We start from the raw sequence: 16,064 nt of genomic DNA, 5'->3' as shown, positions 1-16,064 counted from the left end.
TGGTTTTTTCAGCAACCAACCCCTTCCCGCTTTTTGTAAGTACCCCCGAAGGGGTCAATTAGACTATTTGATATGAGCAAGAATACCGTCCAGCTCATCCAGGTTGTTGTATTGGATTACCAGTTTCCCCTTGCCGCGGGCACTGTGGTCGATTCGCACCGCGGCTCCCAGTCGCTCCGACAGAGAGTCCTGAAGGTTCCGAATGTCAGGGTTCACGGCCTGTTCCGGTTTCGGGCTGCTTGCTTGCTGCTGAAGCTTGCGGATCAGGGCTTCGGTCTGGCGAACCGACAAGGCTCGTGCCACTACTTCTCGGGCCGCTTCCAGTTGTTGCGTTTCGTTCAGGGTCAGCATGGCTCTGGCATGGCCCATCTCCAGGTCACCATGTTCCAACATGGTTCTTACCTCGGGGTTGAGGCCAATCAACCGCAACAGGTTGGTCACCGTGGTGCGGGATTTACCCACCGCATCGGCCACCTGCTGCTGGGTGAGCTCGAACTCCTCCTGCAGTCTCTGCAGCGCCAACGCCTCCTCGACCGGGTTGAGGTCTTCGCGCTGGATATTCTCTATCAGCGCCATCGCGATCGCTGCCTCATCGGGCACGTCCCGGATGATCGCAGGAATTCGATCCAAGCTTGCTTTCTGGGCTGCGCGCCAACGCCGCTCTCCGGCGATAATCTCGTAGCGGTCCACGCCGATGGGGCGAATCACGATCGGCTGCATTACCCCTTGCGCCTTGATTGAGTTGGCCAGCTCCTCCAGGGCCTCAGGCTGCATATCGCGGCGTGGCTGGTACTTGCCTCGTTGAATAAACTCAACCGGGATCTGGGCCAGCTTTCCGTCCGTAGAGGCTTTCGTAGCCGACTCGCCCTCTGCCTTGGGCAGGGCACTCCCCGCCAGCAGCGCATCCAAGCCCCGCCCCAATCCTCGCTTTTTCACCGCCATACGTATTTGCTCACTTAGTCCTGTGCCATCAAGCGGAGATCGCTTGCCTGGGTTTTTCCTGTTTCCTGATCAACTCCCCCGCCAGCGCCAGATACGCCAGAGCACCTTTCGACTGCTTGTCGTAGACCATGGCGGGCAAGCCATGACTGGGGGCCTCGGCGAGTCGAACATTGCGCGGTATCACGGTACGGTAGACCCGGTCACCGAAGTGTTGGGTGAGCTGAGCCGATACGTCGTTGGTGAGGCCGTTACGCGGATCATACATGGTCCGCAGCAGCCCCTCGATCTCCAGCCCGGGGTTGAGCACCTCAGTAATACGCCCAATGGTATCGATCAGCGCACTCAACCCCTCGAGGGCGTAGTATTCGCACTGCATCGGAATCACCACCCCGTTGGCTGCGGCCAACGCATTAACGGTGAGCATATTCAGCGATGGAGGGCAGTCGATCAAAATAAAATCGTAGTTGTCCTGCACCTTGCGCAGCGCATAAGCCAGGCGCTTCTCTTTTGAGCTTAGGTCGAGCAGCTCCACTTCGGCGGCGGTCAGGTCTCCATTGGCAGGCAGTATGTCGTAGCCCGCCTGCTCGGTCGCCTGAATGGCACGCTCGATTTCACACTCACCGATCAGTACGTCATAAACAGAGCGCTCCAGCTCATTCTTTGCCACCCCGCTTCCCATGGTGGCATTGCCCTGGGGGTCAAGATCAACCAACAGCACCCGCCGTTTGGTCGCGACCAGTGACGCTGCCAGGTTAATACAGGTTGTGGTCTTGCCTACCCCACCCTTCTGATTGGTTACTGCTAGTATCTTGCCCACCATGATGCCCCTGTTTTACGCGCTCGGCTTTCGTAACACCACCAGGTGCCGTTCACCTTCGCTTTCCGGTACGTTGAGGGGAAGCACAGACTCCACCTCAAGCTGCGGGTAATGCTGCAGCAACTCCTCCAGCTCCTGCTGGGGGTAGACCCCTTTCATCGCCAGAAAATACCCCCCGGCTGCGCACAGTTCGTAGCAGCCTTTGACCATATCGAGCAGGGTGCTAAAAGCCCTGGAGAGGATGGCATCGAAGGGTTCGGCATCGACAAAGGCCTCAATCCGGCTCTGGCAAACACGGATATTGGTCAACTTCAATTCAACCACGGCCTGATGCAGAAACCTTGTTTTTTTACCATTACTGTCGAGCAACGTAAATTGCCGTTCAGGATAAGTGATCGAAAGTGGGATACCGGGCAAGCCTGGACCGGTGCCAACATCCAGCACACGATCACCCACTAAGTAAGGGCTCACACTCAAGCTATCCAGCAAGTGGCGCGGTAGCATATCCTCGATATTACGTACAGCGGTGAGGTTATAGGCGCGATTCCACTTCGCCAGCAAGCGCAGGTACTCCAGTAATTTTTGCTGGGCTGCCCCATCCAGGCTAAGTCCCATCTTCTCAATCCCGCGGGCAAAATCACCGGCCAGTGCGTCGGTAACCATTAGGCCTGCTTCCTGATCAGTGAACGCTTTTTGAGGTGGATCAGCAACAAAGAGATTGCGGCGGGCGTCACCCCGGCGATACGCGATGCACGCCCCAGCGTATCGGGGCGGTTATCACTCAGCTTTTGCCGGATTTCGTTGGAGAGCCCATCAATCGCCCGGTAGTCCAGGTCGGCCGGTAGCAGGGTCTGCTCATGGTTGCGCAGACGTTCAATCTCTTCTGCCTGGCGATCAATATAGCCCTGGTACTTGGTCTGGATCTCCACCTGTTCGCACACCTGTGGATCCTCCTCCCCGACACCGGTTGCCTCGGTCAGCTGCGCGTAACTTAACTGCGGCCGGCGCAGCAGCTCCAGCAGGCTGTACTCGTGGGTCATCGGTTTTTCCAACAGGGGGTCAATCGCTTTAGCCGCAGCGGAACCCGGCTGTACCCAGGTCTCGGAAAGGCGTTGCTGCTCTCGCGCAATCCCCTCGCGCTTCTGCTCAAAGCGCGCCCAACGCAGATCGTCCACCAGCCCCAGCTCGCGCCCCTTTTCAGTGAGCCGCAGATCTGCGTTATCTTCACGAAGCACAAGTCGATACTCCGCCCGGCTGGTAAACATTCGGTAGGGTTCGCTGGTGCCGTTGGTGATCAGGTCGTCGACCAGTACCCCCAGATACGCCTCATCCCGCCGCGGACACCAGGCCTCACGCTGCTGGCTTCGGCGAGCCGCGTTGAGGCCGGCCAGAAGACCCTGGGCTCCCGCCTCCTCGTAACCGGTGGTACCGTTAATCTGGCCAGCAAAGAAGATACCCTGCAGGAACTTACTCTCCAGCGAGGGCTTTAGATCCCTGGGGTCAAAGTAGTCATACTCGATCGCGTAGCCGGGACGCACGATGTGGGCCTGCTCAAAGCCACGAATCGAGCGCACCAGCTTGAGCTGAACATCGAAAGGCAAGCTGGTCGAGATACCGTTGGGGTAAAGCTCGTGGGTGGTCAGTCCCTCAGGCTCGACAAACACCTGGTGGCTGTTTTTATCGGCAAAACGGTTGATCTTGTCCTCGATCGACGGGCAGTACCTTGGGCCCACCCCTTCAATCACGCCGGTATACATGGGTGAGCGGTCGAGTCCCGCACGAATGATGTCGTGGGTCTGTTCATTGGTGTGCGTGATATAGCAACTGATCTGCCTGGGGTGCTGGTCGACAGAGCCCATGAAGGACATTACCGGTGTCGGGGTGTCCCCGGGCTGTTCGGTCATCACGGAAAAGTCGACCGAGCGCGCATCGATGCGAGGCGGTGTTCCTGTCTTCAGCCGCTCAACGCGGAACGGGAGCTCCCGCAGGCGTTTGGCGAGGGTGGTCGAGGGGGGGTCACCCGCCCGTCCCCCACTGTGGTTTTGCAGTCCAATATGAATCACACCGCCCAGAAAGGTACCAGCCGTTAACACCACCGAGTCAGCAAAAAAACGTAATCCCATCTGGGTGACAACGCCCACCACGGTCTCCTGCTCAAGGATGAGGTCGTCGACCGCTTGCTGGAAGATCTCGAGGTTGGGCTGGTTCTCAAGAAGAGTGCGTATAGCCGCCTTGTAGAGCACACGGTCCGCCTGCGCGCGTGTGGCACGGACCGCCGGGCCCTTGCGCGAGTTCAATACCCGGAACTGGATCCCACCTCGGTCGGTAGCCACGGCCATGCCCCCCCCGAGTGCATCGATCTCCTTGACGAGATGACTCTTGCCGATTCCGCCGATTGCCGGGTTGCAGGACATCTGTCCCAGGGTTTCGACATTATGGGTAATCAGCAGGGTTTTAACGCCCATACGGGCGGACGCAAGGGCCGCTTCGGTACCGGCATGGCCGCCACCAACGACTATTACGCCATAGCGAGAGGGATAATCCACGGGCTCCACCTTTTGGCGAACGATGGCCAAGGAATCGATTGAGAGATTTTTGGGGGGCATAAGTATAAAGGCTAGTGGCTAAAAAAGAATCTTTTTTATTAACAGCCCAAGATCTATCTGTAGTGAATATTTAAGTATTTTATATATGTGTTTTTTAATGATGTTGTTATATATGGTGAGGCAGTTTTCTGTGGGTAAGCGCACTAATGTTATATTTTTCAGATGGTTAAACCTATCCAAAGGCTGTTATGTTTGGCTCAGTATGTTGGGGGAGGACGGGGGGTAAGGTGTGGATAAAAGCCGGGTTATTCACAAGCGCTTTTATCCACAGATTACCCGGGGAAGTGATACCGGGGTTACCCACAGGGTTCCCGCGCCCCGACAGAGGTCACTTTCCGATACAGAAACTGGAAAAAATCCGCCCCAAAAGATCATCGGAGCTAAAGCTCCCGGTAATCTCCCCCAACGCCTGTTGAGCCGACTTGAGGTCCTCAGCCAGGAGCTCACCTGCCCCCATCACCTCCAGTTGCATTCGCCCGTTGGTGAGCGCCACCGCTGCTTTTGACAGCGATTCGAGGTGACGCCGACGCGCCATAAAGCTGCCTTCGGTGGTGCCTTCGAAGCCAATGCACTGCTTCAGGTGCTGACGTAGTCCATCGATGCCCCGGTGGTCGGTTGCACAGAGGCGAACCAGCGTTCCCTCGTGGGTATCCTCAACGCCGGGCTCTTCGCCGCTCTGATCGATTTTGTTGCGTATGAGGGTCAGCTTGCTGGCATCGGGTAGCAGATCGATAAACTCCGGCCAGGCCTCCTGTGCCGTCCTGGCTCCGGTAGTGGTGGCGTCTACCATCAGCAATACCCGGTCGGCCTTTTCTATCTCCGATAGCGCACGGGTCACCCCTATCTGCTCAACGGCATCGTCGCTCTCCCTGAGGCCAGCAGTATCCACAATATGCAGGGGCATGCCATCGATATGAATCTGCTCCCTCAGCAGGTCCCGGGTGGTTCCTGCGATATCAGTGACGATGGCACTCTCACGGCCTGACAGGGCGTTGAGGAGACTGGATTTGCCGGCATTAGGGCGCCCTGCGATCACTACTGTCATACCCTCGCGCAGGATTGCTCCTTGCCCTGCCTTTTTGATAATTGATCCTAGCTCCCGCTCCAGGTCCTTTAAGTCTTTGGCTACCTTGCCGTCAGCCAGAAAGTCGATCTCCTCCTCCGGAAAGTCGATGGCGGCTTCAACGTAGATCCTGAGCTGTATCAGCTGTTCGACCAGCTGGTTAATAAGGGAGGAAAAATCACCCTGCAAGGAACGCAGCGCTGAGCGTGCCGCCTGCTCCGAGGAGCTATTTATAAGGTCGGCAATCGCTTCTGCCTGGGTCAGGTCAATCTTATCGTTGAGGAAGGCGCGCTCGGAAAATTCCCCTGGCCTGGCCTGGCGTGCCCCCTCCTGCAGTGTGGTGGCCAGTAGCAGGTCAAGGATGACAGGGCCTCCATGGGCCTGAAACTCGACTACATCCTCTCCGGTAAAGGAGTTTGGTCCCTTGAAAAGAAGCGCAATGCCCTGATCCAGCACCTGCCCCCGGCTGTCGTGGAAGGACTCGTAGTGCGCATGTCTTGGCTTTAACCTCTTCAAGCAGATCTTTTCGGCAATCTGTTCTGCCAGGGGGCCTGACACCCGAACGATACCCACCCCACCCCTGCCAGGTGCTGTCGCAATCGCAGTTATGGTCTCTTTCTTTTGCTGGTGAGTGTTCATCGTTTTTTTACCTTGTAGCTTTATGATCAAGCATGGCTTGACCGTTTTTTTTCTCAAACTTAATTCATAAAAAAAGGCCTTAAAACGTAAAGTATTAAGGCCTTTTATTGGGTTTTCCAGTGACTACCTAGCGGGCTGCTGCCTGCGCCTCAATCTGTCGTGTAATCATCCATTGCTGGAGAATAGAGAGCAGGTTGTTAACAACCCAGTAGATGACCAGTCCGGATGGGAACCAGAGGAAGAAGAAGGTGAAGATCACCGGCATCATCTTCATGACCCGTGCCTGAATGGGATCGGGGGGGGTCGGGTTCAGCTGTTGCTGGACAAACATCGAGGCACCCATGATCAACGGCAGGATGAAGTAGGGGTCCATCTGTGACAGGTCATCGATCCACAGCATAAAGGGAGCCTGGCGCAGCTCAACACTCTCTAGCAGCGTCCAATAGAGGGCGATGAAGACAGGCATCTGTACCAGTATCGGCAGGCAGCCCCCCAGCGGGTTGATCTTCTCCTTGCGATAGAGCTCCATCATCGCCTGGCTCATCTTCTGGCGGTCGTCACCAAACTGCTCCTTGAGCTTGGCCAGCATGGGGGAGACGCGACGCATATTGGCCATCGAGCGGTAGCTGGCTGCAGAAAGTGGGTAGAAGACCGCTTTTACCATTACGGTTAGGAGGATGATTGCCCAACCCCAGTTACCAACAAAGGAGTGGATAAAGGTCAGGATCACGAACAGGGGCTGGGCAATGAACCAGAGGATCCCGTAGTCCACGGTCAATTCAAGACCAGGGGAGAGGGCCTCCAGTCGGTCCTGCAGTTTTGGACCTGCGTAAAGCTTGGCGCTTACACTCCCCTTCTGGCCCGGTTCCAGCACCATGGCGCCGTCAACCAGCCCGATAATGTTGTCACCACTCGATGCGGTGCGGGTCTGGTAAGTGTGCGAGCTGTTCGCATCCGGTACCCAGGCCGCAACAAAGTAGTGCTGGAGGATGGCTGCGTAGCCGCCGGTCAGCGTCTCCTTGAAGGGCTTGCTGCTGAAGTCATCGAAGCTGAGCTTGTGGTAGGGCTCGTCAGCGGTTCTGACTGCGGCGCCAATGTAGGTGCTAAAGCTTGTTGCTGATCCCTGGTTGCTGGGATCGCCGGAGCTGTCACGCTTTAGCTGAGCATAGAAATTTGCCTGCCAGTTGCGGTCCGTACCGTTGTCGACCAGGTGTTCTACCTCGATGTCGTACTGGCCTCGAGTCAGCGTATAGCGTTTGGTGATGGTGACTCCATCCTCGACCAACGTGAGGTCAACTACCAGAGAGTCCTGGCCCTCTTCAAGTGAGTAGCTGGTCTTCTCGCTACTGTAGAGCGGGTGTCCATTTCGGTCAGGACCATCTCGCCCCGTCAATCCGCTCTGTGCAACGAAGGTACGCTGTTGTGTCCGTTCGAGCAGTACAAAGGGCTGGTCCGGCGTCTCTTTGTGCCGAGGATAGGCGAGCAGAGCGGTCTTAACAATATCGCCTCCGCGCGGATCGATTTCGATCTCCAGGACATCGCTGGTCAGCGTGACCAGCTGACCGGTCGCGGCCTTAGGCTGGTCTACTGGAGCTGCTGGGGTAGCGGCATCCATTGCCTGTGGGGCATCTGAGCTGTTAGCACTGGGCTGCTTCGCGGAGGCTGGCAGGGCCGGGCTGCTGAGGGTGGTTGATTCAGCCGGTGCGTTGGAGGGCTGGTTATAGTCGTTGTTCCACTGCAGTATCAGCAGGTAACCGACAACCGCCAAGGCGACGACAAGGATAGTTCTTTGCAAATCCATGGAATACTAGCCGTTTAATGGGTGAGTAGTGGCCGCTGTGTGTCGTTGAGACGCGGCGGAAAGGCAGCATTATACGTGATATTGTTGCCTTTCCACCCCCCCACGATAGTGGCACGCCAAAAATAGCCGTGAATGACGAGCGGATGGTGCTTTGGCCCATAAAAAAAGACGTGATCAACACGTCTTTTTTTTGGCTTCACAAGGGTGAGCTTGGACACTCTTTTTCTGTAGCTTTTGCCACAGTCGGTTAAGCAGGTCCGAGATTATCCGGTTTTCCTGCTCACCTAACCCCTTGCGGGCCAGGACAACGATATCCAGCCCACCAAGATCAGCCTGCTGGTGTCGAAAGGACTCTCGAATCAGGCGCTTTACCCGGTTGCGGGTGACCGCCAGCCGAATATTTTTTTTAGCGATGACCAGTCCCACTCGTGGATGATCAATAGCACTGCGCCGAGCCAGGATCAGCATATGGGAATGCGAAACCTTGAACTCGGCGCCGTCGAAAACCTGCTTGTAGTCAGCTGCCTTTAACAGGCGCCGTCTACGATCAAATCCTTTACTGTTGCCAGTTATGGCAGACACTCAGCTTAAGCTGTGAGCTGCTTGCGGCCCTTGGCTCTGCGGCGCTTGATAACCAGGCGGCCGTTTTTGGTTGCCATACGAGCACGGAAACCGTGGGCACGTGCGCGCTTCAGGACGCTGGGTTGAAAGGTTCTTTTCATGATTCAGTTACCTGTAAACTTACGGGGTTAAACTCGGATGAGGCTGAGACCCCACTTGAGGACGCGCAATTCTAGGGAATTTGCCCCAATGCGTCAATGGTTTAGAGGGTTAATGCAGGGCATTTTTTAAGCTATCTACATCTAGTGTCTAAACCTCTGAATAACCCAATATATAGAGGTGTTATTGCTCTTATTCCGGCTCTGCCACCGTTTAGTTATTCACAAAGTTACCCACACCCTGCTTATTCCCCCCTTGTTGCTTTATAAGTTTCTAACATACTGAAAAATATAACTAAAGGTCCTTGTTTTCTATACCTCCCCCCGTTTTGTGTGTGGATAACTGTCTTTTTTAGAGGTATTATTAACAGCCTTGGCCTGCCCAACCACCACCCACTGGAGCTGAATCAATTGTGCCTATAAATCTATGGCAGCAAAGCCTTGCTGTTTTGCAAAACGAGCTTCCTGCCCAGCAGTTTAATACCTGGATTCGCCCCCTGAAGGTCGAGGCTGAGAATAACGTTATTACCCTGTTGGCCCCTAACCGGTTTGTTCTTGAATGGGTTAGCGACAAGTTCCTGGGGCGTATTCGTGAAGTGGTTGCCCAACTGGGCACCGATACCCCGCCGGAAGTTTTGATGCGGGTCGCTGATCGTGCACCCAATTTTTCCTCCAGGGGCGGGCACACCGGTGGAGTGCCGATCGATCGTGGAGAGCGTACCGAAGGGTATCGCACTCGTGTTCAGGCCCATTCCCGTGGCACGCCCGAACTCGCATCCTCCCCCTCATCTTCTCACGCAGCCGCCATCCCTCCCTCAGCTCCTAGTCCTGTGGCCGTTGCGGAGATAGTCCCTCCTGCCAAGAAGCGTGTGGTCGAAGTCGAGGGTGGAATAAAGCATAACAGCTCTCTTAACACCTCTTTTGTCTTCAACAGCTTTGTTGAGGGTAAATCCAATCAGCTAGCCCTTGCGGCTGCGCGCCAGGTTGCTGAAAACCCCGGTGCGGCCTACAACCCTCTTTTTCTTTATGGTGGCGTGGGCTTGGGTAAGACTCACCTGATGCATGCCGTTGGTAACCATATTGTCGACCTGAACCCCAATGCCAAGGTCATATTCGTTACTTCGGAACGCTTCGTTGCCGATATGGTTAAAGCGCTTCAGCTTAACGCCATCAACGATTTTAAACGTTTCTACCGCTCCGTAGATGCCCTCCTGATTGATGATATTCAGTTTTTTGCCAACAAGGAGCGCTCTCAGGAAGAGTTTTTTCACACCTTTAATGCCCTGCTCGAGGGTGGCCAACAGATGATCCTTACCTGCGACCGCTACCCCAAGGAGATCAACGGGTTGGAAGAGCGTCTCAAGTCACGTTTCGGCTGGGGCCTGACCGTAGCCGTTGAGCCCCCTGAACTGGAAACACGGGTCGCGATTCTGATGAAAAAAGCCGAGCAGGTTCAGATCGAGCTCCCCCATGACTCCGCTTTCTTTATAGCCCAGCGTATTCGCTCCAATGTTCGTGACCTGGAGGGAGCTCTCAAGCGGGTCATTGCCAGCGCCAGATTTATGGGGCGTGATATCTCTGTTGAGCTCATTCGCGAAAGTTTGAAAGACCTGATTGCCCTTCAGGAGAAACAGGTCAGTATCGACAACATCCAGCGGACGGTAGCAGAATACTATAAGATCAAGATTTCGGACCTTCTCTCAAAGCGCCGGAGCCGCTCTGTTGCCCGTCCTCGTCAGGTTGCCATGGCACTCTCCAAGGAGGTAACCAATCACAGCCTCCCGGAGATCGGTGATGCCTTTGGGGGGCGTGATCATACGACGGTTTTGCACGCGTGCCGTAAAGTTAAAGAGCTTACCGAATCTGATAGCGAGATACGCGAAGATTACAAGAATCTATTACGCTCCCTGACCACCTAGCGGCATCCTCCAATGTCACTACCACTCACTGAAGCGCAACAGGCTTTACCACTAAACTACTTTGTACCGGGATAGAACAGAGAAAAACTATGAAACTGACCATTAGCCGTGAAGCACTTATCAGACCCCTGCAGTTGGTGGCCGGGGTGGTTGAGCGTCGCCAGACGCTGCCGGTTCTTTCCAATGTCTTGCTGGTTGTCGAGGGCAATCAACTCTCTTTGACCGGGACGGATCTTGAGGTCGAGTTGGTAGGCCGCGTAGAGCTTGAGCACCCCGCAGATGAGGGCGAGATCACGGTACCTGCACGCAAATTGATGGATATCTGTAAGGCGCTTCCTGACAGTGCGCTCATTGAGTTGGCCCTTGATGACCAAAAGCTCATTCTTAAGTCGGGTCGTAGCCGTTTCTCTCTGTCTACGTTACCGGCTACAGAATTTCCTAGTGTTGAGGAAAGTCCAGACTCTCTCAAATTCACCATTGAGCAGCAAAAACTCCGTCGTCTCATCGACCGGACTGGCTTTGCCATGGCCCAGCAGGATGTTCGCTACTATCTCAACGGGTTACTTCTTGAGATTAACCAGGGCAGCTTGCGCGCTGTTGCTACCGATGGCCATCGTCTGGCGCTTTGTACGGTTGATGCTGACAGTTCAGTACAGGACAAGCACCAGGTCATCGTACCGCGTAAAGGTATTATGGAGTTAGCGCGTCTACTTACCGAGGGGGCCCAGGCGGTATCTCTTTCTTTGGGTGCTAACCATATTCGCGCCAATACCGGCTCCTTTACCTTTACCTCCAAACTGGTCGATGGCAAGTTTCCCGACTACGACCGTGTACTGCCCAAGGGGGGGGATAAGGAGGTTGTCGGAGATCGTCAGATGCTGCGCCAGGCTTTTAATCGTACCGCTATTCTTTCCAACGAGAAATACCGCGGTATACGTCTGGTGCTAACTGATGGTAGCCTCACCCTGACCGCCAATAACCCTGAGCAGGAGGAGGCACAGGAGGAGGTATCGGTTAACTATCAGGGAGCAAGCCTTGAGATCGGCTTTAATGTCAGTTACGTGCTCGACGTTCTCTCCGTTTTAACTGGTGATAATGTTAAGTTCACCCTTTCCGACCCCAATAGTAGTGCCTTGCTTCAGGAGGCTGATGAGGGTGACTCTCTCTATGTTGTGATGCCGATGAGGTTGTAAGGTCTCCCGTACCCTCCCCTTATCCATAATGTCTCTCTCCCGTATACGGGTTCTTCAGCTGCGTAACCTCGCGGAAGCGCAGCTAGAACCCTCACCCCGTATCAACATCATTCTGGGTGAGAATGGTAGTGGCAAAACTTCCCTTCTTGAAGCTATCCACCTGCTTGGTACTGCACGCTCCTTCCGAAGTACAAAACTCAAGCCCATCATCCAGACCGGCTCCACCGATTGTGTCGTTTTTGGCGAGCTTCTATCCCAAGGGATGCCCCACCGTCTTGGTGTAAAGCGAACCATCGATGGCGGCGGTGAGCTCAAAATCAACGGAATCCATCAGCGCTCAGCGGCTACTCTGGCGACTACCCTCCCTGTTCAACTTATTACACCTGATAGCTTCACCCTGTTGACTGGTGGTTCAAAACCGCGTCGTCAGTTTATTGATTGGGGTGTGTTTCACGTGGAACATCAGTTTCTTGGGTGTTGGCGTCAGTACCAGTCCGCATTAAAACAGCGCAATCATCTCCTCAGACATGGTAAAATTGATCCATCTCAGCTGCTTGTATGGAACGCAGAGCTGGCTCGTAATGCCGAGCATATTGATCAGATGCGTCAGTCCTATTTCTCACTGCTGGCACCGGTGGTAAGAGACCTGGTAGACCGTTTTGAGTTAGGGCTAGAGGGAGAACATCTTTCGCTCTCCTATACCCGCGGTTGGGATGCTAAAACGCCCTTTATTGACCAGCTTGATCAGCAGGTCGATCGTGACTCCAAACTTGGGTTCACCCAAACCGGTCCTCATCGAGCGGATCTATCGGTCCGGATTGGTCGTGATAACGCGGTTGAAAGGTTATCAAGGGGACAGCAGAAGCTTCTGGTTTGTGCTCTTAAGTTGGCACAAGCCAGATTATTTCGTGACCATTCACCGGCCACGAACAGTGTTTTTTTGGTGGATGATCTTGCGGCAGAGCTAGACCGTGAGCATCGAACCATACTGTGTCACGAGTTAGTGGCATTGGAATGTCAGGTGTTTGTCACCTGCATTGAATCCGATACATTGGAGGGCGCCTGGCCCACCAATGCTGTTCGAAAAATGTTTCACGTGAAACATGGAAACATAGTTGAGTTAGCCCAGCCATAAGGCGGGGTTCACATTAGGAGTCTTGAATGACTGAACAAAGCTACGATGCATCGAATATCAAGGTTCTAAAGGGATTGGATGCGGTAAGGAAGCGGCCAGGAATGTACATCGGGGATACCGATGACGGGACTGGACTCCACCATATGGTTTTCGAAATAGTCGATAACTCCATCGACGAAGCCCTGGCGGGTCATTGTAGCGAGATTCGGGTCATCATCCACGCCGATGAGTCAGTCAGCGTTAAGGATAATGGCCGGGGCATTCCGGTCGATATTCATGCCGAAGAGGGTGTGTCTGCGGCTGAGGTGATCATGACTGTACTGCACGCAGGCGGTAAGTTTGATGACAACACCTATAAGGTGTCGGGCGGCTTGCATGGCGTGGGGGTTTCCGTGGTAAACGCCCTCTCCAGAGAGCTTCGCCTAACCGTAAGGCGTAAAGGAAAGGTGTACCAGCAGATCTACACTCACGGTGTTCCCCAGGCTCCACTGGCGATAGTCGGTGAAACCGATGAGTCGGGTACCGAAGTGCACTTCTACCCGTCTGAAGAGACCTTTAACAATATCGCCTTCAGCTTTGATATTCTGGCCAAGCGTCTGCGGGAACTTTCCTTCCTGAACTCCGGTGTGGCGATCCGCTTGATTGATGAGCGAAGCGCTAAAGAGGAGTTATTTCACTATGACGGTGGGCTTAGGGCCTTTGTCGAATACCTCAATAAGAACAAAGCCTCCATCAACGAGGTCTTTCACTTCAGCACCCAGCGCGAAGACGGTGTCGGGGTTGAGGTTGCGCTGCAGTGGAATGACAGCTTCCAGGAGAACATCTACTGCTTTACCAATAACATCCCCCAGCGGGATGGGGGAACCCACTTGGCTGGCTTTAGGGCGGCATTGACTCGCAGCCTGAATAGCTACATCGAAAAAGAGGGGATTCTTAAAAAACAGAAGGTAAATACCTCCGGCGATGATGCACGTGAGGGATTAACCGCCATCGTCTCGGTGAAGGTCCCCGACCCTAAGTTTTCGAGCCAAACCAAAGACAAGCTGGTCTCCTCTGAGGTCAAGACAGCGGTAGAGCAGGAGATGAATACCAGCTTCTCCGATTATCTGTTGGAAAACCCCCAGGATGCCAAGATGGTAGTCGGGAAAATGCTGGATGCAGCCCGGGCCCGTGAGGCTGCTCGCAAAGCGCGAGAGATGACTCGGCGAAAAGGGGCTCTGGACATCGCTGGCTTGCCTGGAAAGCTGGCAGATTGCCAGGAGAAAGACCCTGCCCTCTCTGAACTCTACATAGTGGAGGGTGACTCTGCGGGGGGGTCCGCAAAACAGGGTAGAAATCGTAAAACACAGGCGATACTGCCGCTGAAGGGTAAAATCCTGAACGTAGAGAAAGCGCGCTTCGACAAAATGCTCTCCTCCGCAGAAGTCGGTACCCTGATTACTGCATTGGGCTGCGGTATCGGGCGAAGTGAATTCAATATCGAAAAGCTTCGCTATCACAACATCATTATCATGACTGATGCGGATGTGGATGGATCCCATATCCGTACCCTGCTGTTGACCTTCTTCTTCCGCCAGATGCCTGAGCTGATCGAGAACGGCTACATCTACATTGCCCAGCCTCCCCTCTACAAAATTAAGCGAGGGAAACAGGAGCAGTACCTGAAGGATGATGAGGCGCTGACCGCATACTTGACACAGGCTGCGCTGGAAAATGCAGCCTTGCACGTTAATGAAGACGCCCCCGGCATCAGTGGCCTTGCCTTGCAGGAGTTGGTACAGGAGTTCAGGCGGATTGAGGGGGTCGTTGCCCGCCTCTCTCGCGTCTATCCAGAGACGGTACTGGGTCAGTTGGTTTATATGGACCGACTGGAGCCTGCCGATCTCAAGGATCAGGCCAAGGTGAGTGCCTGGTGCGAAAAACTGGCGGCTCGAGTGGCCGAGGTAGAGTTGGCAGGAAGGTCATCAACCATCACCGCGGTAGAGAATCGGGAATACAACGTCTGGTTGCCCGCCATTACCCAGCTGCATCACGGCGTTGATACAAGCTATAACCTGTCAATCGAGTTTTTTGAGTCCAGGGATTATCAGTCCATGGTTGGATTGGGTGAGCGACTCAACAGCCTGCTTGAAGAGGGTGCCTTTATCATTAAAGGAGAGCGAAAGCAGCCGATCGAAAGCTTTGAGTCGGGTCTCAACTGGCTGATGAATGACTCAACCAAGCGCCATAACATCCAGCGCTACAAGGGGCTGGGTGAGATGAACCCGGAACAGCTGTGGGAGACCACCATGGACCCGGAAAGCCGCCGCATGCTGAGGGTGACCATCGAGGATGCGATCGCCGCAGACCAGATCTTCACTACCCTGATGGGAGATCAGGTGGAACCCCGGCGAGAGTTTATCGAAACCAATGCCCTCTCGGTTGCTAACCTCGACGTATAACACCTGAGGTTGTAGGTTCTCACGATAAATGGAAAATTCTCACGATAAATGGAAATACAATAACTAATAAAATCAGATAGTTAGATGTATTTCTAAGTTTTTGGTGGTTGGTTTTTGACCAAAAAGGGTCGGATTGGTAAAACAATCCGACCCTTTTTTGTGACTGAGTAAAAGAAGCCATGCAGGTAAAAAAGAATAGATGCCCTCCCCTGCAGCTCACGAACTGCCCTTGAATGGCCTGGTTCAAGCTGGGGAGTAGATCCAGTAGGAAAAGTCGATGGATTGTTATGGAGCATGGTCTTTATGGTTAAAACCAAATGTACTTAAAAGGTAAGCGATAGGGCTGATTTGGCATTCGATGGGTGGGCATACATCCTGCTGTGGTTTATAGTGAGAAACATACAGGGTTTGTAGGGTTTTGAGTTGAGGGGAATAAAATGAAAAAGAAAAAAACAAACACAAAAGAGACTTATGCGGGTGTGACCAAAGAAAAAAATAAGCCGGTTGATGCTGAAACGTTTGTAAAAATGTATGTTGATGATATGGACTATAGCGAATTCGATAAAAAACTGCGGGCAAGCTACAAGACCGAAGAAGACTATGAAAATGCAAAACGCAGGTTTTCAGATGAGATCTGATTGGTAAAAATAATTGGGTGGACACAGGATACTCTGTTATCGCTCGATCCTTTATTTTATTAATAGCTTCAGCCATCTGGCGTTTATCCCCTACTGTAGGTTCTCACGATAAATGGAAAAGTAATAGTCAATAAAATCAGGTAGTTATATT

General features: G+C 53.8%; 13 protein-coding genes. 5 read left to right on the top strand and 8 right to left on the bottom strand.

From position 1 onward, the window contains the following. Nucleotides 1-63: 63 nt before the first annotated feature. From D0544_RS12175 to rpmH, 8 genes are all read right to left on the bottom strand, one after another. Nucleotides 64-936: a ParB/RepB/Spo0J family partition protein gene (locus D0544_RS12175; RefSeq protein ID WP_481147844.1), complete on the bottom strand. Its 873-nt coding sequence runs from the start codon at nucleotides 934-936 to the stop codon at nucleotides 64-66. Nucleotides 937-970: 34 nt separating this feature from the next. Beyond that, nucleotides 971-1,759: a ParA family protein gene (locus tag D0544_RS12170; protein ID WP_125018271.1), complete on the bottom strand. Its 789-nt coding sequence runs from the start codon at nucleotides 1,757-1,759 to the stop codon at nucleotides 971-973. 15 nt (nucleotides 1,760-1,774) lie between these two features. Further along, nucleotides 1,775-2,422, bottom strand: coding sequence for a 16S rRNA (guanine(527)-N(7))-methyltransferase RsmG (gene rsmG / locus D0544_RS12165; protein WP_125016519.1), 648 nt, complete (start codon nucleotides 2,420-2,422; stop codon nucleotides 1,775-1,777). Continuing rightward, nucleotides 2,422-4,305 (bottom strand): tRNA uridine-5-carboxymethylaminomethyl(34) synthesis enzyme MnmG, encoded by a 1,884-nt coding sequence (gene mnmG / locus D0544_RS12160; RefSeq protein ID WP_125016517.1) that lies wholly within the window; start codon nucleotides 4,303-4,305, stop codon nucleotides 2,422-2,424. The genes rsmG and mnmG overlap by 1 nt, the downstream gene beginning before the upstream one ends. A 388-nt stretch (nucleotides 4,306-4,693) precedes the next feature. After that, the gene (gene mnmE, locus D0544_RS12155) at nucleotides 4,694-6,067 is read right to left on the bottom strand and encodes a tRNA uridine-5-carboxymethylaminomethyl(34) synthesis GTPase MnmE (RefSeq protein WP_125016515.1); all 1,374 of its coding nucleotides are present in this window, start codon (nucleotides 6,065-6,067) and stop codon (nucleotides 4,694-4,696) included. A gap of 127 nt (nucleotides 6,068-6,194) precedes the next feature. Further along, nucleotides 6,195-7,868, bottom strand: a complete 1,674-nt coding sequence (gene yidC / locus D0544_RS12150) for a membrane protein insertase YidC (RefSeq protein WP_125016513.1) — start codon at nucleotides 7,866-7,868, stop codon at nucleotides 6,195-6,197. 174 nt (nucleotides 7,869-8,042) lie between these two features. Continuing rightward, on the bottom strand, nucleotides 8,043-8,450 hold the full coding sequence (gene rnpA / locus D0544_RS12145) for a ribonuclease P protein component (RefSeq protein ID WP_243647332.1): 408 nt from the start codon (nucleotides 8,448-8,450) through the stop codon (nucleotides 8,043-8,045). A gap of 5 nt (nucleotides 8,451-8,455) precedes the next feature. Continuing rightward, nucleotides 8,456-8,590 carry a 50S ribosomal protein L34 gene (rpmH, locus tag D0544_RS12140; RefSeq protein ID WP_125016511.1) on the bottom strand — a complete coding sequence of 45 codons (135 nt, stop codon included), beginning with the start codon at nucleotides 8,588-8,590 and terminating at the stop codon, nucleotides 8,456-8,458. A gap of 410 nt (nucleotides 8,591-9,000) precedes the next feature. Here rpmH and dnaA point away from each other — a divergent pair, with 410 nt between their 5' ends. The 5 genes from dnaA (at nucleotide 9,001) to D0544_RS12115 (ending at nucleotide 15,913) form a co-directional block, all read left to right on the top strand. Then, the gene (gene dnaA, locus D0544_RS12135) at nucleotides 9,001-10,506 is read left to right on the top strand and encodes a chromosomal replication initiator protein DnaA (RefSeq protein WP_125016509.1); all 1,506 of its coding nucleotides are present in this window, start codon (nucleotides 9,001-9,003) and stop codon (nucleotides 10,504-10,506) included. Between the two features lie 89 nt (nucleotides 10,507-10,595). Further along, a complete protein-coding gene (gene dnaN / locus D0544_RS12130; RefSeq protein WP_125016507.1) occupies nucleotides 10,596-11,699 on the top strand; it encodes a DNA polymerase III subunit beta in 1,104 nt (367 codons plus the stop codon). 28 nt (nucleotides 11,700-11,727) lie between these two features. Next, on the top strand, nucleotides 11,728-12,834 hold the full coding sequence (recF, locus tag D0544_RS12125) for a DNA replication/repair protein RecF (RefSeq protein ID WP_125016505.1): 1,107 nt from the start codon (nucleotides 11,728-11,730) through the stop codon (nucleotides 12,832-12,834). A 26-nt stretch (nucleotides 12,835-12,860) separates the two neighbouring features. After that, a complete protein-coding gene (gyrB, locus tag D0544_RS12120) occupies nucleotides 12,861-15,275 on the top strand; it encodes a DNA topoisomerase (ATP-hydrolyzing) subunit B (protein WP_125016503.1) in 2,415 nt (804 codons plus the stop codon). A gap of 437 nt (nucleotides 15,276-15,712) precedes the next feature. Then, nucleotides 15,713-15,913 (top strand): hypothetical protein, encoded by a 201-nt coding sequence (locus tag D0544_RS12115; RefSeq protein WP_125016501.1) that lies wholly within the window; start codon nucleotides 15,713-15,715, stop codon nucleotides 15,911-15,913. Nucleotides 15,914-16,064 lie beyond the last annotated feature (151 nt).

Source organism: Aestuariirhabdus litorea (assembly GCF_003864255.1).
Taxonomy (GTDB): Bacteria; Pseudomonadota; Gammaproteobacteria; order Pseudomonadales; family Aestuariirhabdaceae; genus Aestuariirhabdus; species Aestuariirhabdus litorea.
Note: the sequence above shows the minus strand (reverse complement) of the source record. Positions and strands in the feature narration are given on the sequence as shown.

What these genes read in the sequence shown, in the direction of transcription:
- rpmH (WP_125016511.1), bottom strand. Translation starts at nt 8,590, where the DNA reads ATGAAAAGAACCTTTCAACCCAGCGTCCTGAAGCGCGCACGTGCCCAC.
- D0544_RS12115 (WP_125016501.1), top strand. Translation starts at nt 15,713, where the DNA reads ATGAAAAAGAAAAAAACAAACACAAAAGAGACTTATGCGGGTGTGACC.
- dnaN (WP_125016507.1), top strand. Translation starts at nt 10,596, where the DNA reads ATGAAACTGACCATTAGCCGTGAAGCACTTATCAGACCCCTGCAGTTG.
- yidC (WP_125016513.1), bottom strand. Translation starts at nt 7,868, where the DNA reads ATGGATTTGCAAAGAACTATCCTTGTCGTCGCCTTGGCGGTTGTCGGT.
- gyrB (WP_125016503.1), top strand. Translation starts at nt 12,861, where the DNA reads ATGACTGAACAAAGCTACGATGCATCGAATATCAAGGTTCTAAAGGGA.
- rsmG (WP_125016519.1), bottom strand. Translation starts at nt 2,422, where the DNA reads ATGGTTACCGACGCACTGGCCGGTGATTTTGCCCGCGGGATTGAGAAG.
- recF (WP_125016505.1), top strand. Translation starts at nt 11,728, where the DNA reads ATGTCTCTCTCCCGTATACGGGTTCTTCAGCTGCGTAACCTCGCGGAA.
- mnmE (WP_125016515.1), bottom strand. Translation starts at nt 6,067, where the DNA reads ATGAACACTCACCAGCAAAAGAAAGAGACCATAACTGCGATTGCGACA.